The following is a 25,735-nucleotide window of genomic DNA, read 5'->3' as shown; positions in this document are numbered from 1 at the left end:
TGCCGCCGGTTGCCGCCGCCGGAACGGCCCTGCTGCTGCCGCTGCCTCGGCGGCCGGCCGCCGCCGCCCCGCTGCTGACGCGGCTGGTCGCCCTTCGCGTCCCCCGGCGCCGCCTCGTCGTCCAGCCGCAGCGTCAGCGAGATCCGCTTGCGCGGGATGTCGACGTCCAGCACCTTCACCTTGACGATGTCACCGGGCTTCACGACGTCGCGCGGGTCCTTGACGAACGTCTTCGACAGCGCGGAGACGTGCGCCAGTCCGTCCTGGTGCACCCCGACGTCGATGAACGCCCCGAAGGCCGCCACGTTGGTCACGACCCCCTCGAGGACCATGCCGGCGGACAGGTCGGAGAGCTTCTCCACGCCCTCCTTGAAGGTGGCCGTCCGGAACGCCGGACGCGGGTCGCGGCCCGGCTTCTCCAGCTCCTTCAGGATGTCCGTGACCGTCGGCAGACCGAAGGTCTCGTCCACGAACTCCGCCGGCCGCAGCGACCGCAGTACCGAGGTGTTCCCGATCAGCGCGGCCACCTCCTGACCGGCGGTCTTCACCATCCGGCGGACCACCGGGTACGCCTCCGGGTGCACGCTGGACGCGTCCAGCGGGTCGCCGCCCCGGATGCGCAGGAACCCCGCGCACTGCTCGTACGCCTTCGGCCCGAGCCGGGAGACCTTCTTCAGCTCGCCGCGCGCCGTGAAGGGCCCGTTGGCGTCGCGGTGCGCCACGATGTTCTCCGCGAGGCCCGAGGTGATGCCGGAGACCCGGGCGAGCAGCGGCGCGGAGGCGGTGTTGACGTCCACCCCGACACCGTTCACACAGTCCTCGACGACCGCGTCCAGGGAGCGCGAGAGCTTCACCTCGGACAGGTCGTGCTGGTACTGGCCGACGCCGATCGACTTCGGGTCGATCTTCACCAGCTCGGCCAGCGGGTCCTGGAGCCGGCGCGCGATGGAGACGGCGCCGCGCAGCGACACGTCCATGTCGGGCAGCTCCTGCGAGGCGAACGCGGAGGCCGAGTACACCGAGGCGCCCGCCTCGGAGACCATCACCTTCGTCAGCTTCAGCTCGGGGTGGTTGGTGATCAGCTCCCCGGCGAGCTTGTCGGTCTCGCGGGACGCCGTGCCGTTGCCGATGGCGATCAGCTCGACCGCGTGCTCCTTCGCCAGCCGCGCCAGCTTCGCGAGCGCCTCGTCCCACCTGTTGGCGGGGACGTGCGGGTGGATCACGTCGGTCGCGACGACCTTGCCGGTCGCGTCCACGACGGCGACCTTCACCCCCGTACGGAAGCCGGGGTCGAGGCCGAGCGTCGCGCGGGTGCCGGCCGGGGCGGCCAGCAGCAGGTCGCGCAGGTTGGCGGCGAACACGTCGACCGCCTCGTCCTCGGCGGCGGTCCGCAGCCGCAGCCGCAGGTCGAGGCCGAGGTGGGTGAGGACCCGGGTGCGCCAGGCCCAGCGGACCGTGTCCACGAGCCACTTGTCGCCCGGCCGCCCCCGGTCGCCGATCCCGAACCGCGACGCGATGATCCCCTCGTACGACGACGGGCCCTCGGCCGGCTCCTCGGGCTCCAGCACGAGATCGAGGACGCCCTCCTTCTCGCCGCGCAGCATCGCCAGGATCCGGTGCGAGGGAAGGGCCGTGAACGGCTCGGCGAAGTCGAAGTAGTCGGCGAACTTGGCGCCCTCCTCCTCCTTGCCGTCCTTCACCTTGGCGGCGAGCCGCCCGCGCTTCCACATCCGCTCGCGGACCTCACCGATGAGGTCGGCGTCCTCCGAGAACCTCTCGGTCAGGATCGCCCGCGCCCCGTCCAGCGCCGCCTGGGGATCGGCGACGCCCTTGTCCGCGTCGACGAACGCGGCGGCGGCGGCCACGGGGTCCACCCCCGGGTCGCCGAGCAGCCCCTCGGCCAGCGGTTCGAGTCCGGCCTCCCGGGCGATCTGCGCCTTGGTGCGCCGCTTGGGCTTGTACGGCAGGTAGATGTCCTCCAGGCGGGCCTTGGTCTCGGCCCCCCGGATGCGAGCCGCCAGCTCGTCGGTGAGCTTGCCCTGCTCACGGACCGAGTCGAGGACCGCCGTACGCCGCTCCTCCAGCTCCCGCAGATAGCGCAGCCGCTCCTCCAGGGAGCGCAGCTGCGCGTCGTCCAGCATCTCGGTCGCTTCCTTGCGGTAGCGGGCGATGAAGGGCACGGTCGAACCGCCGTCGAGCAGTTCCACCGCGGCCCTCACCTGCCGCTCCCGTACGCCGAGCTCCTCGGCGATCCTGCCTTCGATGGAGCCTACGTCGATCGACTCGGGTGTCGTCACGATCCCGTACCGCCTTCTCACAGAGGTTGCGCGGCAATTGTGGCAGGCCGCACCGACAGCGGTGGATCAGGGCGGACACCCGGCAGGTCGCGGGCGACGCGCTCAGGCCCGGCGGCTGCGCGTCGAGCTGGACGCCCCGCCGAAGAGCCGGGCCAGGGCCCGGAAAGGCAGCGTCACGACGGTGGCGATGGCGCCGCCGATCTGGCGCAGCACGTCTGCGATGGCACGGAACACGTGAGCCTCCCTCTGTCCATCCCGGCCGGTCCGACCGGGTGAAGGACGTGTACCTCGCCCGCGCCCCGGTATGCCCGCGGAAGCCGCCGGACCTCGTCAGCCCTTGCCGAAGGCACGCGCGGGGAAGGCGCCCGCGAGGGCCGCGGTCCGCGCGAAGCCCGCCGCCAGCTCCGTCAGCCGGGCGAGACCCGCCGCACCGAGATGCTCGTACGGGCCCGCGTCCAGCCGGTCCGTCTCGCGCTCGATCTCGGCGCGCAGCTCCGCGCCCCGTTCGGTCGGTTCGGCGGTGCCGCCGGCGATGTCGATCAGCCCGCGCGCGTGCAGCCGGGCGGCCGCCGCGTCCCAGTCCGCGCGGGACCAGCCCCGGGTCTCGGAGATGAACGCCGGCGTCATCCCCTTGCCGGTCGCCGTGTGGGTGACCACCGCCTCCAGACCGTCCAGCTCCGCGGCGGCCAGTACGGCGACGTGCCCGTCGCCGCGGTGCTCGCGCAGCAGGGTCGCCGCGTGCCAGTAGGCGAGGTGCGGCGCGTCGGGCACGGGCAGGTCCGCGTGGGCCGAGTACAGCGGCCGTCCGCCGCGTGAGCAGCCCCGCGTCGCGCGCAGCGCGAGCTGTGCCGCCTCCGCCATCTCCGCCGACGCCAGGGCCTCCTCGCCCAGCAGCCGGCGCAGCGTCGTGTCGACGGCACGCAGGCGTGCCGCGAGGGCCGCGGCGGGGGAGACCGTCGTCCAGACGTCCGGGACGTGCCGGGCGACGAGTTCGTGCTTGTAGTTGTAGAACACGGCGGTCACCGTGCCCGCGCCGACCGGCCCGAGCGCGCCCGCCCGTACCGCGAAGTTGACCGCGCGGGGATCGGAGACCCCGAGGGCGCCCAGCTCCCGGCCCAGGTCGGGGGAGAAGTAGTGCGTCGAGTGCAGCGTGTTCAGCGCGTTGTGACAGCGGCGCGCCGGGCGCCGGTCGACGGCGGCAGTCATCGTCATGCCCGCACGTTACCAACCGGTAGGTATGTGCGGACAGGGGTCCGCCAGGACGGTGGGAAAGGTTTCGTACGGATGGCAGGAAAGGTGGGGAGAACGTCATTGCGGACGCCCCGCGACCGCTCCGAGAATCGTCCCCATGGCCCCGCGCACCGTACTCCTCGTCCTCTTCGACGGGGTACAGAGTCTCGACGTCACCGGCCCCGCGGAGGTCTTCGCGGGCGCCGAGCAGCACATCCCGGGCTCCTACCGGATCCGCACCGCGTCCCTCGACGGCGACCCCGTACGCACCTCCAGCGGGCTGACCCTCGTCCCCGACCTCGCCCTCACCGAGGCACCCGCCGCGGACGTCCTGCTGGTGCCGGGCGGCCAGGGCACCCGCCGCCCCGACCCGCCGCTGACCGACTGGCTGCGCGCGCACGGACCCCGCGCCGGCCGGCTGGTCTCCGTCTGCACCGGCGCGGTCCGCCTCGCCGAGGCCGGTCTCCTGGACGGCCGCCGCGCCACGACCCACTGGGCGTACTGCGCGAAGCTCGCCCGCGACCACCCGGCCGTCGACGTCGACCCCGACCCGATCTACGTCCGCGACGGCCACGTCGCCACCTCCGCGGGCGTCACCGCGGGCATCGACCTGGCCCTCGCCCTCGTCGAGGAGGACCTGGGCCGGGAGACGGCCCTGAGCGTCGCCCGGCACCTCGTGGTCTTCCTGCGCCGCCCCGGCAACCAGGCCCAGTTCAGCGCCCAGCTCGCCGCCCAGACCGCCCGCCGCGAACCGCTGCGCGACGTCCAGACGTGGATCAGCGAGCACCCAGGCGCCGACCTCGGCGTGGAGACCCTCGCGGCCCGCGCCCGCCTCTCGCCCCGCCACTTCGCCCGCGCCTTCCGCGCCGAGACCGGCATGTCGCCGGGCCGCTATGTCGACCGGGTCCGGATCGAGCACGCCCGCCGGCTCCTGGAGGACACCCGCGACGGCGTCGAGGAGATCTCCCGCGCCAGCGGCTACGGCACCCCCGAGGCGATGCGCCGCGCGTTCCTCAAGGCACTCGGCGCCTCCCCGGCGGAGTACCGCCGCCGCTTCCGCCCCGCACCGTCCCACTGAGCCGCGGCCGTCCGACGCCGCGCCACCCCGCGAAGGGAAACCCCATGAGCGACACGAACCCCACCCGCATCGCCATCGTCCTCTTCGACCGCTTCACCGCCCTCGACGCCGTCGGCCCCTACGACACCCTCGGCCGCCTCCCCGGCGCCGAGACCGTCTTCGTCGCCGAGCGGACCGGGCCGGTCCGCAACGAGACCGGGAACCTGGCCCTCACCGCGGACCGGACCCTGGCCGACCTGGACCGGCCGGACATCGTCGTCGTGCCCGGCGGCCCCGGCCAGAGTGCCCAGATGGAGAACGAGACCCTCCTGGACTGGCTGCGCACGGCCGACGCCACCAGCACCTGGACCACCTCCGTCTGCACCGGCTCCCTGCTGCTCGCCGCCGCCGGACTGCTGCGCGGCCGCCGGGCCACCTCGCACTGGCTGGCCCTGGACACCCTGGCCGGCCACGGCGCGCGGCCGACCGGCGAGCGGGTCGTCACCGACGGCAAGTACGTCACCGCCGCGGGCGTCTCCTCCGGCATCGACATGGGCCTGACCCTGCTCGGCCGGATCGCCGGCGACGACCACGCCCAGGCGGTGCAGCTGCTCACCGAGTACGACCCCCAGCCGCCCTACGACGCGGGATCGCCCGAGAAGGCCCCCGCCCACCTGGTGACCGAACTCCGCGCGCGGAGCCGGTTCCTCCTGGCCTGAGGCCCGCCCCCGGGACTGCCCCGGGACTGCCCCCGGACAGCCCTAGGACGCGCTCCACGTGAAGCGCGGCGGGCGGCGCTCCAGGAACGCGGCGACGCCCTCCGCGGTGTCGCCGCTGCCGTCCGCCTGCGCGGACCAGTACGGCTCCCGGCCGGGCCGCCCGTCCACGAACTCCTTCGCCGCGGCCTGCGTCAGCCCCGACCGGGACACCAGTACCCGGGTAAACTCCGCGACCCGCTCCGCCAGGCCGCCGCCCGCCGGCAGCACCTCGTCGACCAGCCCCGTGCGCAGCGCCCGCTCCGTGCCGATCAGCTCGCCCGAGAAGAGCAGGTACTTCGCGGTGGCCGGGCCCACCAGCGACGCCAGCCGCCGGGTGGCGGACGCCGGATAGACGACGCCGAGCCGCGCCGGGGTCACCCCGAAGAGCGCCCCCTCCTCGGCGAACCGCAGGTCGCACGCGGCGGCCAGCTGCACCCCGCCGCCCACACAGTGCCCGCGGACCGCCGCGAGCGTCGGCTTGGGGAACGCCGCGAGCGCCTCCTCGGCCGCCACCGCCAGCCGCTGCGCCTGACCCGGGACGGCGGTCAGCGTCGTGATGTCGGCCCCGGCGCAGAAGGTGCCGTCCGCGCCGGTCAGCACCAGCGCGCGGACCGCCGGGTCGGCGGCGAGGGTGTCCAGGAGCGGGGGCAGCGCCCGCCACATCGCGGCCGTCATGGCGTTGCGCTTGTCCGGACGGTGGATGACGACCGTGGCCACCGAGTCCGTGACGCGGTGCGGCAGCAGGGGCTCCATGCGGCGGATGCTACCGGCCGCCGGGCGTGCCTTCCGGCGGCGTGGGCACTGGGAGTGCAGGGGGAACGGGACCAAGGAGGCGACCATGACCACGTCCACCCCGCCCCGCGACAAGGCCGCCGAGCTCAGCCGCGGCTTCGGTCTGCTCGCCGCGCTCGGCGTGCTGCTGGTGATCGCCGGGGTCGTCGGGCTCGTCTACACCGGCTTCGCCACGCTGACCTCGATGCTTCTGTTCGGCTGGCTGCTGCTGATCGGCGGCGTCGTCGGGCTCGCGCACGCGGTCCAGTCGCGCGGCACCAGTTTCCTCTGGCTCGGCGTCATCGTCGCCGCCCTGAACATCGCCGCCGGTGTGGTCATCATCGTCAAGCCGGACGCGGCCGCCGCCGCGCTGACGATGTTCGCCGCGCTGCTGTTCCTCACCGCCGGCCTCTTCCGGCTGGTCGGCAGCGTCGTCGTCCGGGGGCCGCAGTTCGGCTGGACGCTGCTGCTCGGCGTCTTCGACCTGCTGCTCGGCATCCTGGTCCTGGCCTCCTGGCCGAGCAGCAGCCAGTACGTCATCGGGACCTTCTTCTCGCTGGCCCTGCTCTTCGACGGCCTCGGTCTGATCGCCACCGGCTTCGGGGGCCGCCGGGTCGTCGGCATGGTCTCCGGCGCCTCCGACGACACCTGAGAGGGCCGGCGCCGGACGGTCAAACCCGTACAACCCGAATAGATCGACGAGACGGTGCAACGGGGGCAGGATCAGTCCCACAACTGACTGTGTCATACGCCAACGATCAAAGTCGTTCGATAGGCGCTGACTTCCGTTCAGAACCTCGGAACGGAGCGACTCGTTACCAACACTCAGGGGTGTGGTGACAATCGAGCGCAAGGGTGGCGACCCGACGATGGACGACCACGGGCGGGGGGACGGCGCCGTCCCGCGCCCCGAGGAGTACCGGCCCGAGCCAGGCGGAAGGGGACCGGCGGACCCCCTGCCGTACGAAGGTGTCTGGCGGTTCACCGCGCCCTCCGTCGAGGAGTCCGTCCCGCAGGCGCGGCACGCCGTACGGGACCTCCTCGCACGTCAGCGCGTGCCGCTCTCCGACGACGCGGCCGACGGACTGCTGCTGATCGTCTCCGAACTGGTCACCAACGCCGTCCGGCACGCTGCCGTGCTGTCGCCGACGCTCGCCGTGGAGGTCGCCGTCGGCTCCGACTGGCTCCGCCTGTCCGTCGAGGACAACCACCCCTACCGCCCGACCGCCCTGGAGGCCGACCACGCCAGGACCGGCGGCCGGGGCCTGCTCCTGGTGCGGGAGATCACCCGCGAGGCCGGCGGCGCCTGCGACGTCGCCCACACGGCGAGCGGCGGCAAGGTGATCTGGGCCGCCCTGCCGCTCAAGCACATGCTCGCGTGAGCGTCCGGGCCGTGGCACCGGCGGCCTCACCAGCCGGCGGACGGTCCCGTCAGTTCCCGGACGGCGGGACGCGCCGCGTCCAGCACCGTCATGAACCACGCCGAGAAGGTGTCCCGCGCGTGCCGCTCGGCCAGCTCGGCGGGGGAGACGAAGACCGTCTCCGCGACCTCCTCAGGGTCGGGCCGCGGCGCCGCCTGCACCAGCCCCACGTAGAGGTGGTTGTACTCCTGCTCGACCAGGCCCGAGGCCGGGTCGGGGTGGTTGTAGCGCACCGTGCCGGCCTCGGCGAGCAGCGACGGGGAGACGCCCAGCTCCTCGAAGGTCCGCCGGGCCGCCGCGGCGAAGGGCGCCTCGCCCGGGTAGGGGTGGCCGCAGCAGGTGTTGGACCACACACCGGGGGAGTGGTACTTGCCCAGCGCCCGCTGCTGGAGCAGGAGCCGGCCGCGCTCGTCGAAGAGGAACACCGAGAAGGCGCGGTGCAGCCGCCCGGGTGGCTGGTGCGCGGAGAGCTTCTCGGCCGTGCCGATCGTGACGCCGTTCTCGTCGACCAGTTCGAGCAGAATCGCATCGTCTGCGGTGCCGTTCGACGAACTGTGCGTCGCGGTGGCAGGAGTGATCGGCATACCCATCCTTCGCATCGGTCCTCGCGCCCCAAGTGTGCCGTACGCGACCGGCACTCCCGGCACTTCCCCGCCCTCCCGCATGTCCCACGGCCGTACCCGGCCGGGGCGGGGCCCGTCAGGACGCAGGACGCGGCCGAAGGGGCGGACGGCTGCGTTCCCCGGCGCGTTCTTCGAAACGCGCGCCCTCCGCCGGGCCCCGGCGCATCAGTGGCACAGCTTCGCCTCGTGCTCCGCATGGCCCCCCGGCTCCAGCTGGAACGTGCAGTGCTCCACGTCGAAGTGGTCGCCCAGGCAGCCCTGCAGCTCGTGCAGCATCTTCTCGTGCCCGATCGCGGTCAGGACCTCGGTGCTGACGACCACGTGCACGGAGAGCACCGGCATCCCGGACGTGATCGTCCACGCGTGCAGGTCGTGGACGTCCTCCACACCGTCCAGCGCCAGTATGTGGGCCCGTACCTCCGCCATGTCGACGCCCTTCGGCGCCGCCTCCAGCAGCACGTCCAGCGTCTCCCGCATCAGCTTCACCGTCCGCGGCACGATCATCAGCCCGATGACCAGCGACGCGATGGGGTCGGCGGGCTGCCAGCCGGTGGTGACGATCACCAGGGCGGACACGATCACCGCGACCGACCCCAGGGCGTCCGCCGCCACCTCCAGGAAGGCGCCGCGCACGTTGAGGCTCTCCGCCTGCCCGCGCATCAGCAGCCCCAGCGACACCGAGTTCGCCACCAGGCCGATCACACCGAAGACGACCGTCAGCCCGCCCTCGGTGCCGGCGGGCGTCATGAACCGGTCGATCGCCTCGTACAGGACGTATCCGCCCACTCCGAGCAGCAGCACGCAGTTGGCCAGCGCGGCCAGGATCTCGGCGCGGGCGTAGCCGAAGGTGCGGCGGTCGCTGGCCGGGCGGCTCGCGAAGTGGACCGCGAGCAGCGCCATGCCGAGGCCGACCGCGTCCGTCGCCATGTGCGCCGCGTCGGCGACCAGTGCGAGGGAATCGGCGAGCACGCCGCCGACGATCTCCACGACCATGACGGTGAGCGTGATCGCCAGCGCCACCCGCAGCCGGCCGCGGTACGCCGCGGTCGCCGTACCGCCGCCGGGCGCGCCGTGCGCGTGCCCGTGACGGTGTCCGTGATCGTGCCCGGCCCCCATGAAAAAACCGCCTCTCCGTGGTCCGTCGGCAGCACAGTGAACTACGGGCCGGGGGTATCCGGCAACGCGGCACTGAACACCGTTGTCATATGCTGTGACCTGCGGAAACGTTCCGCAGGTCAGCGTGGTCCGAGTGGCCGTGCGGCAGGTCGCGGCGGCCGCCGCGAGGCGGGGGCGCGGGGGAGCGGTTTGTGAGCCGGGCCCCGCATCACCGATGATGATCGCGGCAAAGGCGTGGGCACGCCGTGTCGACCGTCCGTGAAACGGCCGGTGAACACGGTGTTCTGGTCATCCGATAACCTCTGCCGACATGCCGCCCGGGGGCTGTGGAAACGGGCGCCCCCACCATGCACAGGACCGGCGCCAGGCGCCGGCACCCAGGGAGTGAGTTCGGTTGTCGACCGCCATCCTCACCGGTCAGCCGGTCCCCGGTTCGTCGATCGAGGGCGATCTGCGGGAACTGGGCTTCGACGTGCGCCTCGCGGCCGACGCCGCCGCCGCGGAGACCGAGCTGGCCCGGGTCCCGAGCCGGGAGCGGGTCGCCGTCGTCGACGCCCGCTTCGTCGGCCACGCGCACGCCCTGCGCCTCGGCCTCACCGACCCCCGCTTCCCGCTCGCCGCGGTCCCGGGCGCGGTCACGGCCCAGCCGGACGGCCGCCAGGCGCTCACCCGCGCGATGGCCCGCCAGACCTCCACCGGGGGCACCACCCTGGTCGACAGCATCGCCGACGGCGTCGTCACCGCCCTCGACGCCGACGGCGCCGACGTGCACCGCCCCGAGCTGGGCAGCCTGGTCGCCGAGGTCCCCGCCGACCCGCAGGCCCGCAACGAGGCCCGGCAGGCGGTGGCCGCCGTCGACGACGAGGCGATCCGCCTGAAGTCGGCGGTGAAGGCCCGCGACGGCTTCTTCACCACCTTCTTCATCAGTCCCTACTCCCGCTACATCGCGCGCTGGTGCGCCCGCCGCGGGCTGACCCCCAACCAGGTCACCACCGCCTCGCTGCTCACCGCGCTCATAGCGGCCGGCTGCGCGGCCACCGGCACCCGCGGCGGCTATGTCGCCGCCGGTGTCCTGCTGCTCTTCTCCTTCGTGCTGGACTGCACCGACGGCCAGCTCGCCCGCTACTCCCTTCAGTACTCCACCCTCGGCGCCTGGCTCGACGCCACCTTCGACCGGGCCAAGGAGTACGCCTACTACGCCGGCCTCGCGCTCGGCGCCGCCCGCGGCGGTGACGACGTATGGGCCCTGGCCCTCGGCGCGATGGTCCTCCAGACCTGCCGGCACGTCGTCGACTTCTCCTTCAACGAGGCGAATCACGACGCCACCGCCAACACCAGCCCCACCGCCGCCCTCTCCGGCAAGCTCGACAGCGTCGGCTGGACCGTCTGGGTCCGCCGCATGATCGTCCTGCCGATCGGCGAGCGCTGGGCGATGATCGCGGTCCTCACCGCCGTCACCACCCCCCGCATCACCCTGATCGTCCTGCTGATCGGCTGCGCCTTCGCCGCCACCTACACCACGGCCGGCCGGGTCCTGCGCTCCCTGACCCGCAAGGCCCACCGCACCGACCGCGCCGCGACGGCGCTGGCCGACCTCGCCGACAGCGGCCCGCTCGGCACAGCCGTCGCCCGGGTCGTCACCCTCGGCTCCGCCCGTCGCACCCCGGCCTTCCTGAGTGCCGCCGTCGGCGCCGTCCTGATGGTCGGCGCGGCCCTGATCTGGGGACCGTCCTGGTGGACCGCGCTGGCCGCCGTCCCCTACGTCCTGCTCGCGGGCGAGGCCGTCGCGCACCCCCTCAAGGGCGCCCTGGACTGGCTGGTCCCCCCGTTCTTCCGCGCCGCCGAGTACCTCACCGTCCTCGTCCTGGCGGCGAAAGCGGACGTGAACGGAGCGCTTCCGGCGGCTTTCGGGCTGGTGGCGGCGGTCGCCTACCATCACTACGACACGGTGTACCGCATCCGCGGCAACGCCGGAGCGCCCCCGGCCTGGCTGGTGCGGGCCATCGGGGGACACGACGGGCGCACGCTGCTCGTCGCCGTCCTGGCCGCGCTGCTCACCGCCGCACAGTTCACCGTCGCGCTCACGGTCCTCGCCGTGGTCGTGGCCCTGGTGGTGCTCTTCGAGAGCATCCGCTACTGGGTGTCCGCCCACCGGGCCGGATCGCCCGCCGTACACGACGAAGGAGAAACCGCATGATCGGCCTCGTGCTCGCGGCCGGCGCCGGACGGCGTCTGCGTCCCTACACCGACAGCCTGCCCAAGGCGCTGGTGCCGGTGGGACCCGCGGGCATAGAAGGCGAGCCCACGGTCCTGGACCTGACCTTCGGCAACTTCGCCGAGATCGGGCTGACCGAGGTCGCGGTCATCGTCGGCTACCGCAAGGAAGCCGTGTACGAGCGCAGGGCCGCGCTGGAGGCGAAGTACGGCCTCAAGATCACCCTCATCGACAACGACAAGGCCGAGGAGTGGAACAACGCCTACTCCCTGTGGTGCGGCCGTGACGCCCTCAAGGACGGCGTGATCCTCGCCAACGGCGACACCGTCCACCCGGTCTCCGTCGAGAAGACGCTGCTCGCCGCCCGCGGCGAGGGCAAGCGGATCATCCTCGCCCTCGACACGGTGAAGTCGCTCGCCGACGAGGAGATGAAGGTCGTCGTCGACCCCGCCAAGGGCATGACGAAGATCACCAAGCTGATGGACCCGGCCGAGGCGACCGGCGAGTACATCGGCGTGACCCTCATCGAGGGCGACGCCGCCCCCGAGCTGGCCGACGCGCTGAAGACGGTCTGGGAGACCGACCCCCAGCAGTTCTACGAGCACGGCTACCAGGAGCTGGTGAACCGCGGCTTCCGGATCGACACCGCCCCCATCGGCGACGTCAGCTGGGTCGAGATCGACAACCACGACGATCTCGCCCGTGGACGGGAGATCGCATGCCGGTACTGACCAGGCTGATCCCCTCGCCGCTCGTCGTCGACATCCGCCCGGGTGCCCTCGACGACCTCGGCTGCGTCCTCGCCGACGAGCGCATCTCGCACTCCGGCCGGCTCGCCGTCGCCGTCAGCGGCGGCTCCGGCGCCCGGCTGCGCGAGCGCATCGCCCCCTCACTGCCCGGCGCCACCTGGTACGAGGTCGGCGGCGGCACCCTCGACGACGCCGTCCGGCTGGCGAGCGACATAAAGGCCGGCCACTTCGACGCCGTCGTCGGCCTCGGCGGCGGCAAGATCATCGACTGCGCCAAGTTCGCGGCGGCCCGCGTCGGCCTGCCGCTGGTCGCCGTGCCGACCAACCTGGCCCACGACGGCCTGTGCTCCCCGGTCGCCACCCTCGACAACGACGCGGGCCGCGGCTCCTACGGCGTGCCCAACCCGATCGCCGTCGTCATCGACCTCGACGTCATCCGTGAGGCCCCGGTCCGCCACGTACGGGCCGGCATCGGCGACGCCGTCTCCAACATCTCGGCGATCGCCGACTGGGAGCTGGCCAACCGGATCAAGGGCGAGCGGATCGACGGCCTGGCCGCCGCGATGGCCCGCCAGGCCGGCGAGGCCGTGCTGCGCCACCCCGGCGGCGTCGGCGACAACGACTTCCTCCAGGTGCTCGCCGAGGCGCTGGTGCTCAGCGGCATCGCCATGTCCGTCTCCGGTGACTCGCGGCCGTCCTCCGGGGCCTGCCACGAGATCAGCCACGCCTTCGACCTGCTCTTCCCCAAGCGCGCCGCCGCCCATGGCGAGCAGTGCGGACTGGGCGCGGCCTTCGCGATGTATCTGCGCGAGGCGCACGAGGAGTCGGTCTACATGGCCGAGGTGCTGCGCCGGCACGGACTGCCGGTACTGCCGGAGGAGATCGGCTTCACCCCCGAGGAGTTCGTCCGCGCCGTGGAGTTCGCTCCCGAGACCCGGCCCGGACGGTTCACCATCCTCGAACACCTCGACCTGAAAACCGACCAGATCAAGGACGTCTACACCGACTATGTCAAGGCCATCGGTAGCTGAACTACGTCCGGTCGTCCACCCCGCGGGGGTCAAGGACCGGCGCAGCGGTGAGCACTGGATGGGACGCCTCTACATGCGTGAGGTGTCCCTGCGGGTCGACCGCTACCTGGTGAACACCAGGGTCTCGCCCAACCAGCTCACGTACCTGATGACCGTATGCGGCGTCCTCGCGGCCCCGGCCCTGCTGGTGCCGGGGATCTGGGGCGCCGTGCTCGGCGTCGTCGCGGTCCAGCTCTACCTGCTGCTGGACTGCGTCGACGGCGAGATCGCCCGCTGGCGCAAGCAGTACTCGCTCGGCGGCGTCTACATGGACCGCGTCGGCGCCTACCTCACCGACGCGGCCGTCCTGGTCGGCCTCGGTCTGCGCGCCGCCGACGTCTTCGGCACCGGCCGGATCGACTGGCTGTGGGCCTTCCTCGGCACCCTCGCGGCCCTCGGCGCCATCCTGATCAAGGCCGAGACCGACCTGGTCGGCGTCGCCCGCCACCAGAACGGCATGGCGCCGGTCAAGGAGTCCGCCGCCGAGATGCGCTCCTCCGGCATGGCGCTGGCCCGCCGGGCCGCCGCGATGCTCAAATTCCACCGCCTCATCCTCGGCATCGAGGCGTCCCTGCTGATCCTGGTCCTCGCGATCGTCGACGCCGTCCGCGACGACCTGTTCTTCACCCGCCTCGGCACCGCGGTCCTGGCCGGTATCGCCCTGCTGCAGACCCTGCTGCACCTGGTCTCCGTCCTCGCCTCCAGCAGGCTGAAGTGAGCCGCTCCATGAAGGTCGGCGCCGTCATCATCACCATGGGCAACCGCCCGGAGGAACTGCGCGCCCTGATCGACTCGGTCGCCAAGCAGGACGGCGACCCGGTCCAGGTCGTGGTCGTCGGCAACGGCTCGCCGGTCCCCGACGTCACGGGGTTCTCGTCGGTCGTGCGCACCGTCGAACTGCCCGAGAACCTCGGCATCCCCGGCGGCCGCAACGTCGGCATCGAGGCGTTCGGCGACGGCGGCCGGGACGTCGACGTGCTGCTCTTCCTCGACGACGACGGTCTCCTCGCCCGCACCGACACCGCCGAGCTGTGCCGGGAGGCGTTCGCCGCCGACCCCGCGCTCGGCATCGTCAGCTTCCGCATCGCCGACCCGGAGACCGGCGAGACCCAGCGGCGGCACGTGCCCCGGCTGCGCGCCGCCGACCCGATGCGCTCCTCCCGCGTCACCACCTTCCTCGGCGGCGCCAACGCGGTCCGCACCGAGGTCCTCCAGCAGGTCGGCGGCCTCCCGGACGAGTTCTTCTACGCCCATGAGGAGACCGACCTGGCCTGGCGGGCGCTGGACGCCGGCTGGATGATCGACTACCGGTCCGACATGGTGCTCTACCACCCGACGACCGCCCCCTCCCGGCACGCGGTCTACCACCGGATGGTCGCCCGCAACCGCGTCTGGCTGGCCCGCCGCAACCTGCCCGCCCCGCTGGTCCCGGTCTACCTCGGCGTCTGGATGCTGCTCACGCTCGCCCGCCGCCCCTCGCGGCCCGCGCTCAAGGCGTGGTTCGGCGGTTTCCGGGAGGGCTGGTCCACCCCGTGCGGTCCCCGCCGGCCCATGAAGTGGCGTACGGTGTGGCGGCTGACCCGGCTGGGCCGTCCCCCGGTGATCTGAGAAACTCGTACCCGAGCGCCCCCGGGCGGCCCGCTCCGGGCCGCCCGCTCGTGCATGGCCCCCACCGGCCGCGCATCCCGAAGACGAAAGTTTCCACTAGTGAGTGAGACAACACACGACGGCACGGTCGCCATGACCACGCCCGTGTCACCCGACGAGGGACTCCCGGCGGCGCGTCTCGCCGAGAAGTACGGGCTCTCCGTGAGCGGCGCCCGGCCCTCCCTCGTCGAGTACGTCCGCCAGCTCTGGGACCGGCGGCACTTCATCCTCGCCTTCTCCAGGGCGAAGCTGACGGCCCAGTACAGCCAGGCCAAGCTGGGTCAGCTGTGGCAGGTGGCGACGCCGCTGCTCAACGCGGCGGTGTACTTCTTCATCTTCGGTCTGCTGCTCGGTGCCCGCCGGGGCATCCCGCACGAGATCTACGTGCCGTTCCTGGTGACGGGCGTCTTCGTCTTCACCTTCACGCAGAGCTCGGTGCTGGCGGGCGTCCGGGCCATCTCCGGCAACCTCGGCCTGGTGCGGGCGCTGCACTTCCCGCGCGCCTCGCTGCCGATCTCCTTCGCCCTCCAGCAGCTCCAGCAGCTGCTCTACTCGATGATCGTGCTGGTCATCATCATGATCGGGTTCGGCAGCTACCCGGGCCTCTCCTGGCTCCTGGTGGTGCCCGCGCTGGTCCTGCAGTTCGTCTTCAACACCGGCCTCGCCCTCATCTTCGCCCGCATGGGCAGCAAGACCCCCGACCTGGCACAGCTGATGCCGTTCGTGATGCGCACCTGGATGTACGCGTCGGGCGTGATGTTCTCCATCCCGGCGATGCTCGCGAACAAGGACGTCCCGGGCTGGGTCAGCGACGTCCTGCAGTGGAACCCGGCCTCGGTCTACATGGACCTGATCCGCTTCGCGCTGATCGACGGGTACGGCTCCTCCTACCTGCCGCCGCACGTGTGGGCCTTCGCCCTCGGCTGGGCGGTGCTGGCCGGAGCGGTCGGCTTCGTCTACTTCTGGAAGGCCGAGGAGAGGTACGGCCGTGGCTGACCAGGAACCGGAGCAGGGCCCGCGGGTCCCCACCGTCATCGCCGACGACCTGCACATCGTCTACCGCGTCAACGGCGCGCGCACCGGCAGGGGCAGCGCGACGGCGGCGCTGAGCCGGATACTCAAGCGGGGCTCCGACGACGCGGCACGGGGCGTGCGCAAGGTGCACGCCGTCCGGGGCGTCTCCTTCACCGCCTACCGGGGCGAGGCCATCGGCCTGATCGGCTCCAACGGCTCCGGCAAGTCCACGCTGCTGCGGGCCATCGCCGGACTGCTCCCCGCCGAGCAGGGCAAGGTCTACACCGACGGCCAGCCCTCGCTGCTCGGCGTGAACGCGGCGCTGATGAACGACCTGACCGGTGAGCGCAACGTCATCCTCGGCGGTCTCGCCATGGGCATGTCCCGCGAGCAGGTCAAGGAGCGCTACCAGGACATCGTCGACTTCTCCGGGATCAACGAGAAGGGCGACTTCATCACCCTGCCGATGCGGACGTACTCCTCGGGCATGGCCGCGCGGCTGCGGTTCTCCATCGCCGCCGCCAAGGACCACGACGTCCTGATGATCGACGAGGCCCTCGCGACCGGCGACCGCAAGTTCCAGAAGCGCTCCGAGGCCCGCATCCGGGAGCTGCGCAAGGAGGCCGGCACGGTCTTCCTGGTCAGTCACAACAACAAGTCGATCCGCGACACCTGCAACCGGGTCCTGTGGCTGGAGCGCGGTGAACTGCGCATGGACGGCCCGACCGACGAGGTGCTCAAGGAGTACGAGAAGTTCGTGGGCAAGTAGCCGGGACCCGCGCGGCGGGGCCCGGCGGAACTGCCCGGCGGGGTCCCGCGTCTGCAAAGGAAACGTCAACTCCGGCCCGGCTTCGGAATCTTGAGGTCAATCGGTGTGTTGTTGTGATGTGCATACGCCCCCCGCGTGGCTCGATGAGTTGTACAACGTAAGCTGTGACGGTCCCGAAACGCGGCACATGGGGCGATAATGCCCGACACCCTCAGCCTGGGCGGTCATATGGGCGGACGGACGGCGTGTCCGAAATAGTGTGTATTGCGTCGGCGGTGTAGAACGGGAGATATGACGGCAATGGCTACGGAGACTCCCCACCGCCGTAAGGCGTGCGCCGTCGATCCGGAGCGCGGCACGCTCGACAAGGCCGCCGGTGAGAACTTCCCCGTGGCCCCCTTCTTCCTGCCGCGCGCCTGGCGCGACGACCTCATGGCCGTCTACGGCTTCGCCCGTCTGGTCGACGACATCGGCGACGGCGACCTCGCCCCCGGCGGCGCCGACGCCCGCCTCCTGGGTGTCGCCCCCGAGCAGGCCGAGGACCGCCTCGCCCTGCTCGACGCCTACGAGGCCGACCTGCGCCGCGTCTTCGACGGAACCCCGCGCCACCCCATCCTCCGGCGGCTCCGGACGACCGTGCGCCGCCGCTCCCTGACCCCCGGGCCCTTCCTCGGCCTGATCGCGGCCAACCGCCAGGACCAGCTGGTCTCCCGCTACGAGACCTACGACGACCTCCTCGCCTACTGCGAGCTGTCCGCCAACCCGGTCGGCCGCCTGGTCCTCGCCGTCACCGGCACCGCGACCCCCGAGCGGATCCGCCGCTCCGACGCGGTCTGCACGGCCCTGCAGATCGTCGAGCACCTCCAGGACGTCACCGAGGACCTGGCCAGGGACCGGATCTACCTGCCCGCCGAGGACATGAAACGATTCCGCGTCCAGGAGGCGGACCTCGCCGCGAAAAACGCTGGCGCATCGGTGCGCGCGCTGATTGCCTACGAAACACAACGCGCCCGTGACCTCCTGAATGAGGGCGCCCCCCTGGTGGGTAGCGTCAACGGCAGGCTGAAACTGCTGCTCGCGGGTTTCGTGGCGGGGGGGAAGGCGGCCGTCCGGGCGATCGCCGCCGCCGAGTTCGACGTACTTCCCGGCCCGCCCAAGCCCGGCAAGGCGCAGTTGCTGCGCGAGGCGGGCGCGACTCTGCGAGGAGAGGGGTGATCCGGACGGTGGAGTCAGCACCCGCGTCCGCACCGGTACTCGCCGCTTACAGCTACTGCGAGGCCGTCACCGGACAGCAGGCCCGTAACTTCGCGTACGGCATCAGACTGCTGCCGACGCCCAAGCGCCGGGCGATGTCGGCGCTGTACGCGTTCTCGCGGCGCGTCGACGACATCGGTGACGGCGTGCTCGCCCCCGACGTCAAGGTCGCCAGACTGGAGGAGACCCGGGCGCTGCTCGCCCGCATCCACGACGGCGCGGTCGACGAGGACGACACCGACCCCGTCGCGGTGGCCCTCGCCCACGCGGCCTCGGCGTTCCCGATCCCGCTCGGCGGTCTCGACGAACTGATCGACGGCGTCCAGATGGACCTGCGCGGCGAGACCTACGAGACCTGGGACGACCTGAAGGTCTACTGCCGGTGCGTGGCCGGCGCCATCGGACGCCTCTCGCTCGGCGTCTTCGGCACGGAACCCGGCGCCCGCGGCGCCGAGCGGGCCCCCGAGTACGCCGACACCCTCGGGCTCGCCCTCCAGCTCACCAACATCCTGCGGGACGTCCGCGAGGACGCCGAGGGCGGGCGCACCTACCTGCCCGCCGACGACCTCGCCAAATTCGGCTGCTCGGCCGGTTTCGACGGGCCGACGCCACCGGAGGGCGCCGACTTCGCGGGCCTCGTGCACTTCGAAGTGCGTCGGGCCCGCGCCCTTTTCGCCGAGGGCTACCGGCTGCTGCCCATGCTCGACCGGCGCAGCGGCGCCTGCGTCGCCGCCATGGCCGGTATCTACCGCCGGCTCCTCGACCGCATCGAACGCGACCCCGGCGCCGTGCTGCGCGGCCGGGTCTCGCTGCCCGGCCGCGAGAAGGCGTACGTCGCCGTGCGCGGCCTGTCCGGGCTGGACGCCCGGCACGTCACCCGCCGGACCGTCAGGAGGCGCGCCTGATGGACAAAAAGGGCCAAGGTGATGAGGGCGGGGAAAAACGGCGGGCAACCCTCCGGTGGCCGGCCGCGTCCCTGACTGAAACGGCAGGCCGGGCGCCGCTCGACCGCCACGGCGGCCGTCCAGGGGAGGGTGCACGATGACCCACGGCAGCACCACGCGTCCCGAGGGCGCGCTCGCGGGCCTGTCCGACCGCCCGGCGAAACACGCCGTCGTGATCGGCGGCGGGCTCGCCGGCGTGACCGCCGCGCTCACACTCGCCGACGCGGGCGTACGCGTCACCCTGCTGGAGGGCAGACCGCGCCTCGGCGGCCTCGCCTTCTCCTTCCGCCGCGGCGACCTCACCGTCGACAACGGCCAGCACGTCTACCTGCGCTGCTGCACCGCCTACCGCTGGTTCCTCGACCGCATCGAGGGATCGGCGCTGGCGCCTGTGCAGGAACGTCTCGACGTGCCCGTCGTCGACCTCGGCAAGCCCGCGGGGCGGCGGCTCGGCAGGATCCGGCGCGACGCGCTGCCGGTCCCCCTGCACCTGGGGCGCAGCCTCGCCACCTATCCGCACCTCTCGCTCGCCGACCGGGCCGGGGCGGGCCGGGCCGCGCTCGCGCTGAAAGGACTCGACCTCGCCGATCCGGCCCTGGACGACCAGGACTTCGGCAGCTGGCTGGCCGCACACGGCCAGTCGGCGCGTGCCGTCGAGGCCCTGTGGGACCTGGTCGGCGTCGCCACCCTCAACGCGGTCGCGGGCGACTCCTCCCTGAAGCTCGCCGCGATGGTGTTCAAGACCGGTCTGCTGTCCGACCCGGGAGCGGCCGACATCGGCTGGGCCCATGTCCCGCTGGGCGAACTGCACGACCGGCTGGCCCGCAAGGCGCTCGACTCCGCGGGCGTCCGTACCGAGGTCCGAACACGCGTCACCTCCGTCCGTCACCACGAGAACGGCGGGTGGAGCGTCCAGGTTCCCGGCGAGACGCTCGACGCGGACGCCGTCGTCCTCGCCGTGCCCCAGCGCGAGGCGCACGCGCTGCTGCCCGACGGCGCGCTCGACGACCCCGGCCGGCTCCTGCAGATCGGCACCGCCCCCATCCTCAACGTGCACGTCATCTACGACCGCAAGGTGCTGAACGCGCCGTTCCTCACCGCCCTGGGCTCCCCGCTGCAATGGGTGTTCGACCGGACCGACGCCTCCGGCCTGCGCGACGGCCAGTACCTGGCGGTGTCGCAGTCCGCTGCGCAGGACGAGATCGACGCGCCCGTGGCCGAGCTCCGCACGCGGTACCTGCCCGAACTGGAGCGGCTGCTGCCCCGCGCCCGGGGCGCCGAGGTGAAGGACTTCTTCGTGACCAGGGAGCGCACCGCGACGTTCGCCCCCGCCCCCGGCGTCGGACGGCTCAGGCCCGGCGCCCGCACCAAGGCACCCGGCCTGTACCTGGCCGGAGCGTGGACCGCCACCGGGTGGCCCGCGACCATGGAGAGTGCGGTCCGCAGCGGTGTCGGTGCGGCGGGCGCCGCGCTCGGCGCCCTGGGCCGGTCCCGCCACGTCCTCCCCGACTTCTTCGAGGAGGCGGCGTGAGGACCGAGCCGCGTGGCGCCGACCGCACCCCCGGTACCGCAACTGGAGGAGAGACTGTGCCCACTGTGCCCCCGGCCGAGAAGGCCGACCGACGGACCACGGTGGACGTGACCGCGCTGCTCGAGCGCGGCCGGACCCTGGCCACGCCGGTGCTGCGGGCGGCCGTAGACCGTCTCGCGCCTCCCATGGACACCGTCGCCGCCTACCACTTCGGCTGGATCGACGCCCACGGCAACCCGGCCGACGGCGACGGCGGCAAGGCCGTCCGCCCCGCGCTCGCGGTGCTCTCCGCGGAGGTCACCGGCGCCGCGCCGCAGCTGGGCGTGCCCGGCGCGGTCGCCGTCGAACTGGTCCACAACTTCTCGCTGCTCCACGACGACCTGATGGACGGCGACGAACAGCGCCGGCACCGCGACACGGTCTGGAAGGTGCACGGCCCCGCCCAGGCCATCCTGGTCGGCGACGCCCTGTTCGCGCTGGCCAACGAGGTTCTCCTGGAACTGGGCACGGTCGAGGCGGGCCGCGCCACCCGCCGCCTGACCACCGCCACCCGCGCCCTGATCGACGGTCAGGCCCAGGACATCTCCTACGAGCACCGCGACCGCGTCAGCGTCGAGGAGTGCCTGGAGATGGAGGGCAACAAGACCGGCGCCCTGCTCGCCTGCGCCAGCTCCATCGGCGCGGTCCTCGGCGGCGCCGACGAACGGACCGCCGACACGCTGGAGAAGTACGGCTACCACCTGGGCCTCGCCTTCCAGGCCGTCGACGACCTCCTCGGCATCTGGGGCGACCCGGACTCCACCGGCAAGCAGACCTGGAGCGACCTGCGCCAGCGCAAGAAGTCCCTCCCGGTCGTCGCCGCGCTCGCGGCCGGCGGCGCCGCCTCCGAGCGGCTCGGCGAGATCCTCGCCGCCGACGCCAAGAGCAGTGACTTCGCGAACTTCTCCGAGGAGGAGTTCGCGGCCCGCGCCGCCCTCATCGACGAGGCGGGCGGGCGGGAGTGGTGCGCCGAGGAGGCGCGCCGCCAGCACACCATCGCCATCGAGGCCCTCGACGCCGTCGACATGCCCGGTGAGGTCCGGGACCGGTTCGCGGCGCTCGCCGACTTCGTCGTCGTACGGAAGAGATGATCAGTATCGGTCGAATAGTCCTCGCGTAGTCGCCGGCCGGTGTCTCGCGCACCGGCCGACGGCGGACCCAGCAGAAGCAGAAGCACACTGCACGAAGGGGAAGCCATGACAGCGACGACCGACGGAAGCACCGGGGCGACCCTGCCGCCCCGCGCAGCCGCGGCCAGTGAAACCGACAGCGCGATCCCCGAGGCGGCCGGGGTACAAGAAGCCGCCGTACGCGCCACCAGGCGCGCCACCGACTTCCTGCTCTCGAAGCAGGACGCGGAGGGCTGGTGGAAGGGCGACCTGGAGACCAACGTCACCATGGACGCCGAGGACCTGCTGCTCCGTGAGTTCCTGGGCATCCGCGACGAGGAGACCACGCGGGCCGCCGCCCTGTTCGTCCGGGGCGAGCAGCGCGAGGACGGCACCTGGGCCTCCTTCTACGGCGGCCCCGGCGAACTCTCCGCCACCATCGAGGCGTACGTAGCCCTCCGCCTGGCCGGGGACGCCCCCGACGACCCGCACATGGCGAAGGCCGCCGCATGGGTCCGCGGCCGCGGCGGTGTCGCCGCCGCCCGGGTCTTCACCCGCATCTGGCTGGCCCTGTTCGGCTGGTGGAAGTGGGAGGACCTGCCCGAACTCCCGCCCGAGCTGATCTGGTTCCCGCACTGGATGCCGCTCAACATCTACGACTTCGGGTGCTGGGCCCGGCAGACCGTCGTCCCGCTGACCATCGTCTCGGCGAAGCGGCCGGTGCGTCCCGCGCCCTTCTCCCTCGACGAACTGCACACCGACCCCGCCGACCCCAACCCGCGCCGGCCCTTCGCCCCGGCCGTCACCTGGGACGGCGCCTTCCAGCGCATCGACCGGGCGCTGCACGCCTTCCGCCGGGTCGCGCCCCGCAGAACGCGCCGCGCCGCGATGAACGCCGCCGCCCGCTGGATCATCGAGCGCCAGGAGAACGACGGCTGCTGGGGCGGCATCCAGCCCCCGGCCGTGTACTCGATCATCGCGCTCTACCTGCTCGGCTACGACCTCGAACACCCCGTGATGCGCGCGGGGCTCGAATCCCTCGACCGGTTCGCCGTGTGGCGCGAGGACGGCGCCCGGATGGTCGAGGCCTGCCAGTCCCCGGTGTGGGACACCTGCCTGGCGACGATCGCACTGGCCGACGCCGGGGTGCCCGCCGACCACCCGCAGCTGGTGAAGGCCGCCGACTGGATGCTCGGCGAGCAGATCGTGCGCCCCGGCGACTGGTCGGTGAAGCGGCCCGGACTGCCGCCCGGCGGCTGGGCGTTCGAGTTCCACAACGACAACTACCCCGACATCGACGACACCGCCGAGGTCGTCCTCGCGCTGCGCCGCGTGGCGCACCACGACCCGGAGCGGCTGGAGGCGGCCGTCGGCCGCGGCGTGCGCTGGAACCTCGGCATGCAGTCGAAGAACGGCGCCTGGGGCGCCTTCGACGTCGACAACACCAGCCCCTTCCCCAACCGCCTGCCGTTCTGCGACTTCGGCGAGGTCATCGACCCGCCGTCCGCCGACGTCACCGCGCACGTCGTCGAGATGCTCGCCGCCGAGGGACTCACCCACGACCCGCGCACCCGGCGCGGCATCGAGTGGCTCCTCGCCGATCAGGAGGCGGACGGCTCGTGGTTCGGCCGCTGGGGCGTCAACTACGTCTACGGCACCGGATCGGTCGTCCCGGCCCTGGTCGCGGCCGGGTTCCCCGGCTCCCACCCGGCGATCCGCCGCGCGGTGGCCTGGCTGGAGTCCGTGCAGAACGACGACGGCGGCTGGGGCGAGGACCTGCGCTCCTACCGCAACGTCCGGGAGTGGAGCGGCCGCGGCGCCTCCACCCCCTCGCAGACCGGCTGGGCCCTGATGGCCCTGCTCGCGGCCGGCGAGAAGGACTCCAAGGCCGTCGAGCGGGGCGTCGCCTGGCTCGCCGAGACCCAGCGGGAGGACGGCTCCTGGGACGAGCCCTACTTCACCGGCACCGGCTTCCCCTGGGACTTCTCCATCAACTACCACCTCTACCGCCAGGTCTTCCCGCTCACCGCGCTCGGCCGCTACGTGCACGGGGAGCCCGCCGTCACCCGGCCGAAGAGCGCTGTCTCCGCCGGAGTGAAGGTCCACTGATGGGCGTCCGGTCCGCCGCCCCGGCGCCGCTGCTGATCGCCTGCGCGCTCGGCATCGAGCACCTCGCCCTGCGCACGGGCGGCCGGGCCGGCGCGGACGCACCCGTCACGGTCCTGCGCACGGGCATGGGACCCAAGGCGGCCGAGCGGTCGGTCACCCGGGTCCTGGCCGACCCGGCGCTGGCCGGTGCCGCCGTGCTCGCCACCGGGTTCTGCGCGGGGCTCGCCCCCGGCATGCACCCCGGTGACCTGGTCGTCGCCGAGGAGACCCGGGACCCGCGCGCCACCGTCGGCTGCGTGGGCACCGAGCTGCTCGTCAAGGCCCTGGTGCGGGCCGTGCCCGGCCGCACCGTCCACACCGGGCCGCTGACCGGTTCCGACCACGTGGTCCGCGGCCCCGAACGCGCCGAGCTGAGGGCGACCGGCGCGATCGCCGTCGACATGGAGTCGGCGGCCACGCTCCTGAGCGCCGTACGCGCCGACGAGCGCCCCGTTGCGGCCGTACGGGTGGTCGTGGACGCACCAGAACATGAACTCGTCCGGATCGGCACGGTACGCGGTGGAATATCGGCTTTCCGTGTCCTGCGTTCCGTTCTTCCCGCTTTCTACGAATGGCACCGTTCCTTGCTGCTCCCCAGGAGGTGAGCCAGATGGCCATGCCACTGCGCCAGTCCATCAAGGTCGCTACGTATCTGGCCGAACAGAAGCTGCGCAAGCGGAGCAAGTTCCCGCTCATCGTCGAGCTGGAACCGCTCTTCGCCTGCAACCTGAAGTGCGAGGGATGCGGCAAGATCCAGCATCCGGCGGGCGTGCTGAAACAGCGCATGCCGGTCGCCCAGGCCGTGGGCGCCGTGCTGGAGTCCGGGGCGCCGATGGTCTCCATCGCCGGCGGCGAGCCCCTGATGCACCCGCAGATCGACGAGATCGTGCGGCAGTTGGTCGCCAAGCGCAAGTACGTCTTCCTGTGCACCAACGCGATGCTGCTGCGCAAGAAGATGGACAAGTTCACGCCCTCTCCCTACTTCGCCTTCGCGGTGCACATCGACGGGCTGCGCGAGCGGCACGACGAGTCCGTGGCGAAGGAGGGTGTCTTCGACGAGGCCGTGGCGGCGATCAAGGAGGCCAAGCGGCGCGGCTTCCGGGTCACCACCAACTCGACCTTCTTCAACACCGACACCCCGCAGACCATCATCGAGGTCCTCGACTTCCTCAACGACGAACTCAAGGTCGACGAGATGATGATCTCCCCGGCCTACGCCTACGAGAAGGCACCCGACCAGGACCACTTCCTGGGCGTCACCCAGACCCGCGAGCTGTTCAAGAAGGCGTTCGCGGGCGGCAACCGGCTGCGCTGGCGGCTCAACCACTCGCCGCTCTTCCTGGACTTCCTGGAGGGCAAGGTCGACTTCCAGTGCACCGCCTGGGCGATCCCGAACTACTCGCTCTTCGGCTGGCAGCGGCCCTGCTACCTGATGAGCGACGGATACGTGCCCACGTACCGGGAGCTGATCGAGGAGACCGACTGGGACAAGTACGGCCGCGGCAAGGACCCGCGCTGCGACAACTGCATGGCGCACTGCGGCTACGAACCCACCGCCGTGCTCGCCACCATGGGATCGCTGAAGGAGTCCCTGCGCGCCATGCGCGAGACGGTCTCCGGGAACCGGGAGTGACGGCATGACCGCCATCCCCCTGGGCCTTCCCGAGGTACCGGTCCGGCCCCTCGCCGAGCGGCGCGTGTCGCGGCGGATCCAGGTCGGACCGGTGGCGGTCGGCGGCGGCGCCCCGGTGTCGGTGCAGTCGATGACGACGACGCGGACCTCCGACATCGGCGCGACGCTCCAGCAGATCGCGGAGCTGACCGCGTCCGGTTGCCAGATCGTCCGTGTGGCGTGCCCCACGCAGGACGACGCGGACGCTCTCGCCGTGATCGCCAGGAAGTCGCAGATCCCGGTGATCGCCGACATCCACTTCCAGCCGAAGTACGTCTTCGCCGCGATCGAGGCGGGCTGC

General features: G+C 72.4%; 26 protein-coding genes. 20 read left to right on the top strand and 6 right to left on the bottom strand.

Features of this window, described 5'->3' with window-relative positions; all coding sequences use genetic code 11:
- From UW392_RS05360 to UW392_RS05350, 3 genes are all read right to left on the bottom strand, one after another.
- The coding region (locus UW392_RS05360; protein ID WP_320773694.1) for a Tex family protein at positions 1 to 2,297 on the bottom strand (2,297 nt) is incomplete at its 3' end.
- Positions 2,298 to 2,399: 102 nt separating this feature from the next.
- A complete protein-coding gene (locus UW392_RS05355; RefSeq protein ID WP_252100478.1) occupies positions 2,400 to 2,531 on the bottom strand; it encodes an LPFR motif small protein in 132 nt (43 codons plus the stop codon).
- 96 nt (positions 2,532 to 2,627) lie between these two features.
- A complete protein-coding gene (locus tag UW392_RS05350) occupies positions 2,628 to 3,503 on the bottom strand; it encodes an SCO6745 family protein (RefSeq protein ID WP_414495606.1) in 876 nt (291 codons plus the stop codon).
- 142 nt (positions 3,504 to 3,645) lie between these two features.
- On the opposite strand from UW392_RS05350, the gene UW392_RS05345 reads away from it, so the two are divergent.
- Entirely contained in the window at positions 3,646 to 4,605 is a 960-nt protein-coding gene (locus UW392_RS05345) for a GlxA family transcriptional regulator (protein WP_320773692.1), read from the top strand.
- A gap of 44 nt (positions 4,606 to 4,649) precedes the next feature.
- On the top strand, positions 4,650 to 5,303 hold the full coding sequence (locus UW392_RS05340) for a DJ-1/PfpI family protein (protein ID WP_320773691.1): 654 nt from the start codon (positions 4,650 to 4,652) through the stop codon (positions 5,301 to 5,303).
- A gap of 42 nt (positions 5,304 to 5,345) precedes the next feature.
- On the opposite strand, the gene UW392_RS05335 is transcribed toward UW392_RS05340, so the two are convergent.
- Positions 5,346 to 6,095, bottom strand: coding sequence for an enoyl-CoA hydratase/isomerase family protein (locus UW392_RS05335; RefSeq protein WP_320773690.1), 750 nt, complete (start codon positions 6,093 to 6,095; stop codon positions 5,346 to 5,348).
- Between the two features lie 85 nt (positions 6,096 to 6,180).
- Between UW392_RS05335 and UW392_RS05330 the strand changes: the two genes are divergently transcribed.
- Both UW392_RS05330 and UW392_RS05325 read left to right on the top strand, forming a co-directional pair.
- Positions 6,181 to 6,765: an HdeD family acid-resistance protein gene (locus tag UW392_RS05330; protein WP_320773689.1), complete on the top strand. Its 585-nt coding sequence runs from the start codon at positions 6,181 to 6,183 to the stop codon at positions 6,763 to 6,765.
- Between the two features lie 217 nt (positions 6,766 to 6,982).
- A complete protein-coding gene (locus UW392_RS05325) occupies positions 6,983 to 7,495 on the top strand; it encodes an ATP-binding protein (RefSeq protein ID WP_320773697.1) in 513 nt (170 codons plus the stop codon).
- Between the two features lie 26 nt (positions 7,496 to 7,521).
- Here UW392_RS05325 and idi read toward each other — a convergent pair whose 3' ends face one another.
- Both idi and UW392_RS05315 read right to left on the bottom strand, forming a co-directional pair.
- The gene (gene idi, locus UW392_RS05320; protein WP_320773688.1) at positions 7,522 to 8,118 is read right to left on the bottom strand and encodes an isopentenyl-diphosphate Delta-isomerase; all 597 of its coding nucleotides are present in this window, start codon (positions 8,116 to 8,118) and stop codon (positions 7,522 to 7,524) included.
- Between the two features lie 204 nt (positions 8,119 to 8,322).
- Positions 8,323 to 9,273: a cation diffusion facilitator family transporter gene (locus UW392_RS05315; protein WP_320773687.1), complete on the bottom strand. Its 951-nt coding sequence runs from the start codon at positions 9,271 to 9,273 to the stop codon at positions 8,323 to 8,325.
- A 394-nt stretch (positions 9,274 to 9,667) separates the two neighbouring features.
- On the opposite strand from UW392_RS05315, the gene UW392_RS05310 reads away from it, so the two are divergent.
- The 16 genes from UW392_RS05310 to UW392_RS05240 all read left to right on the top strand — a co-directional run.
- A complete protein-coding gene (locus UW392_RS05310) occupies positions 9,668 to 11,470 on the top strand; it encodes a DUF5941 domain-containing protein (RefSeq protein WP_320773686.1) in 1,803 nt (600 codons plus the stop codon).
- Positions 11,467 to 12,219, top strand: a complete 753-nt coding sequence (locus UW392_RS05305) for a phosphocholine cytidylyltransferase family protein (protein WP_320773685.1) — start codon at positions 11,467 to 11,469, stop codon at positions 12,217 to 12,219. Before UW392_RS05310 ends, UW392_RS05305 begins: the two co-directional genes overlap by 4 nt.
- Positions 12,207 to 13,268, top strand: coding sequence for an iron-containing alcohol dehydrogenase family protein (locus UW392_RS05300; RefSeq protein ID WP_320773684.1), 1,062 nt, complete (start codon positions 12,207 to 12,209; stop codon positions 13,266 to 13,268). The genes UW392_RS05305 and UW392_RS05300 overlap by 13 nt, the downstream gene beginning before the upstream one ends.
- The gene (locus UW392_RS05295; RefSeq protein WP_320773683.1) at positions 13,246 to 14,025 is read left to right on the top strand and encodes a CDP-alcohol phosphatidyltransferase family protein; all 780 of its coding nucleotides are present in this window, start codon (positions 13,246 to 13,248) and stop codon (positions 14,023 to 14,025) included. Before UW392_RS05300 ends, UW392_RS05295 begins: the two co-directional genes overlap by 23 nt.
- Positions 14,026 to 14,033: 8 nt before the next feature.
- Positions 14,034 to 14,915 (top strand): glycosyltransferase family 2 protein, encoded by an 882-nt coding sequence (locus UW392_RS05290; protein WP_320773696.1) that lies wholly within the window; start codon positions 14,034 to 14,036, stop codon positions 14,913 to 14,915.
- 99 nt (positions 14,916 to 15,014) lie between these two features.
- Entirely contained in the window at positions 15,015 to 15,950 is a 936-nt protein-coding gene (locus UW392_RS05285; protein WP_320773682.1) for an ABC transporter permease, read from the top strand.
- On the top strand, positions 15,943 to 16,737 hold the full coding sequence (locus UW392_RS05280; RefSeq protein ID WP_320773681.1) for an ABC transporter ATP-binding protein: 795 nt from the start codon (positions 15,943 to 15,945) through the stop codon (positions 16,735 to 16,737). The genes UW392_RS05285 and UW392_RS05280 overlap by 8 nt, the downstream gene beginning before the upstream one ends.
- 300 nt (positions 16,738 to 17,037) lie before the next feature.
- Entirely contained in the window at positions 17,038 to 17,952 is a 915-nt protein-coding gene (hpnC, locus tag UW392_RS05275) for a squalene synthase HpnC (protein WP_320773680.1), read from the top strand.
- Positions 17,949 to 18,896, top strand: coding sequence for a presqualene diphosphate synthase HpnD (hpnD, locus tag UW392_RS05270; RefSeq protein WP_320773679.1), 948 nt, complete (start codon positions 17,949 to 17,951; stop codon positions 18,894 to 18,896). Before hpnC ends, hpnD begins: the two co-directional genes overlap by 4 nt.
- A complete protein-coding gene (locus UW392_RS66915; RefSeq protein ID WP_414495601.1) occupies positions 18,896 to 19,036 on the top strand; it encodes a DUF6380 family protein in 141 nt (46 codons plus the stop codon). Before hpnD ends, UW392_RS66915 begins: the two co-directional genes overlap by 1 nt.
- The gene (gene hpnE / locus UW392_RS05265) at positions 19,033 to 20,466 is read left to right on the top strand and encodes a hydroxysqualene dehydroxylase HpnE (protein WP_320773678.1); all 1,434 of its coding nucleotides are present in this window, start codon (positions 19,033 to 19,035) and stop codon (positions 20,464 to 20,466) included. The genes UW392_RS66915 and hpnE overlap by 4 nt, the downstream gene beginning before the upstream one ends.
- Before the next feature lie 65 nt (positions 20,467 to 20,531).
- Positions 20,532 to 21,596 (top strand): polyprenyl synthetase family protein, encoded by a 1,065-nt coding sequence (locus tag UW392_RS05260; RefSeq protein WP_320773695.1) that lies wholly within the window; start codon positions 20,532 to 20,534, stop codon positions 21,594 to 21,596.
- Between the two features lie 105 nt (positions 21,597 to 21,701).
- On the top strand, positions 21,702 to 23,723 hold the full coding sequence (gene shc / locus UW392_RS05255; protein WP_320773677.1) for a squalene--hopene cyclase: 2,022 nt from the start codon (positions 21,702 to 21,704) through the stop codon (positions 23,721 to 23,723).
- On the top strand, positions 23,723 to 24,367 hold the full coding sequence (locus tag UW392_RS05250) for a 1-hydroxy-2-methyl-2-butenyl 4-diphosphate reductase (RefSeq protein ID WP_320773676.1): 645 nt from the start codon (positions 23,723 to 23,725) through the stop codon (positions 24,365 to 24,367). The genes shc and UW392_RS05250 overlap by 1 nt, the downstream gene beginning before the upstream one ends.
- A gap of 5 nt (positions 24,368 to 24,372) precedes the next feature.
- Positions 24,373 to 25,395, top strand: a complete 1,023-nt coding sequence (gene hpnH / locus UW392_RS05245; RefSeq protein ID WP_320773675.1) for an adenosyl-hopene transferase HpnH — start codon at positions 24,373 to 24,375, stop codon at positions 25,393 to 25,395.
- A gap of 4 nt (positions 25,396 to 25,399) precedes the next feature.
- A partial coding sequence (locus tag UW392_RS05240; RefSeq protein WP_320773674.1) for a flavodoxin-dependent (E)-4-hydroxy-3-methylbut-2-enyl-diphosphate synthase occupies positions 25,400 to 25,735 on the top strand: 336 nt, incomplete at its 3' end.

This window comes from Streptomyces sp. CRN 30 (assembly GCF_034105845.1).
This window is presented reverse-complemented; position numbering and strand designations above follow the sequence as displayed.

Bases quoted from the DNA above. Each gene is read 5' to 3' on its own strand.
- shc (WP_320773677.1), top strand. From the start codon at position 21,702: ATGACAGCGACGACCGACGGAAGCACCGGGGCGACCCTGCCGCCCCGC.
- UW392_RS05330 (WP_320773689.1), top strand. From the start codon at position 6,181: ATGACCACGTCCACCCCGCCCCGCGACAAGGCCGCCGAGCTCAGCCGC.
- hpnE (WP_320773678.1), top strand. From the start codon at position 19,033: ATGACCCACGGCAGCACCACGCGTCCCGAGGGCGCGCTCGCGGGCCTG.
- UW392_RS05345 (WP_320773692.1), top strand. From the start codon at position 3,646: ATGGCCCCGCGCACCGTACTCCTCGTCCTCTTCGACGGGGTACAGAGT.
- UW392_RS05300 (WP_320773684.1), top strand. From the start codon at position 12,207: ATGCCGGTACTGACCAGGCTGATCCCCTCGCCGCTCGTCGTCGACATC.
- idi (WP_320773688.1), bottom strand. From the start codon at position 8,118: ATGCCGATCACTCCTGCCACCGCGACGCACAGTTCGTCGAACGGCACC.
- UW392_RS05290 (WP_320773696.1), top strand. From the start codon at position 14,034: ATGAAGGTCGGCGCCGTCATCATCACCATGGGCAACCGCCCGGAGGAA.
- UW392_RS05325 (WP_320773697.1), top strand. From the start codon at position 6,983: ATGGACGACCACGGGCGGGGGGACGGCGCCGTCCCGCGCCCCGAGGAG.
- UW392_RS66915 (WP_414495601.1), top strand. From the start codon at position 18,896: ATGGACAAAAAGGGCCAAGGTGATGAGGGCGGGGAAAAACGGCGGGCA.
- UW392_RS05305 (WP_320773685.1), top strand. From the start codon at position 11,467: ATGATCGGCCTCGTGCTCGCGGCCGGCGCCGGACGGCGTCTGCGTCCC.
- UW392_RS05250 (WP_320773676.1), top strand. From the start codon at position 23,723: ATGGGCGTCCGGTCCGCCGCCCCGGCGCCGCTGCTGATCGCCTGCGCG.
- hpnH (WP_320773675.1), top strand. From the start codon at position 24,373: ATGGCCATGCCACTGCGCCAGTCCATCAAGGTCGCTACGTATCTGGCC.
- UW392_RS05350 (WP_414495606.1), bottom strand. From the start codon at position 3,503: ATGACTGCCGCCGTCGACCGGCGCCCGGCGCGCCGCTGTCACAACGCG.
- UW392_RS05315 (WP_320773687.1), bottom strand. From the start codon at position 9,273: ATGGGGGCCGGGCACGATCACGGACACCGTCACGGGCACGCGCACGGC.
- UW392_RS05295 (WP_320773683.1), top strand. From the start codon at position 13,246: ATGTCAAGGCCATCGGTAGCTGAACTACGTCCGGTCGTCCACCCCGCG.
- UW392_RS05340 (WP_320773691.1), top strand. From the start codon at position 4,650: ATGAGCGACACGAACCCCACCCGCATCGCCATCGTCCTCTTCGACCGC.
- hpnC (WP_320773680.1), top strand. From the start codon at position 17,038: ATGGCTACGGAGACTCCCCACCGCCGTAAGGCGTGCGCCGTCGATCCG.
- UW392_RS05335 (WP_320773690.1), bottom strand. From the start codon at position 6,095: ATGGAGCCCCTGCTGCCGCACCGCGTCACGGACTCGGTGGCCACGGTC.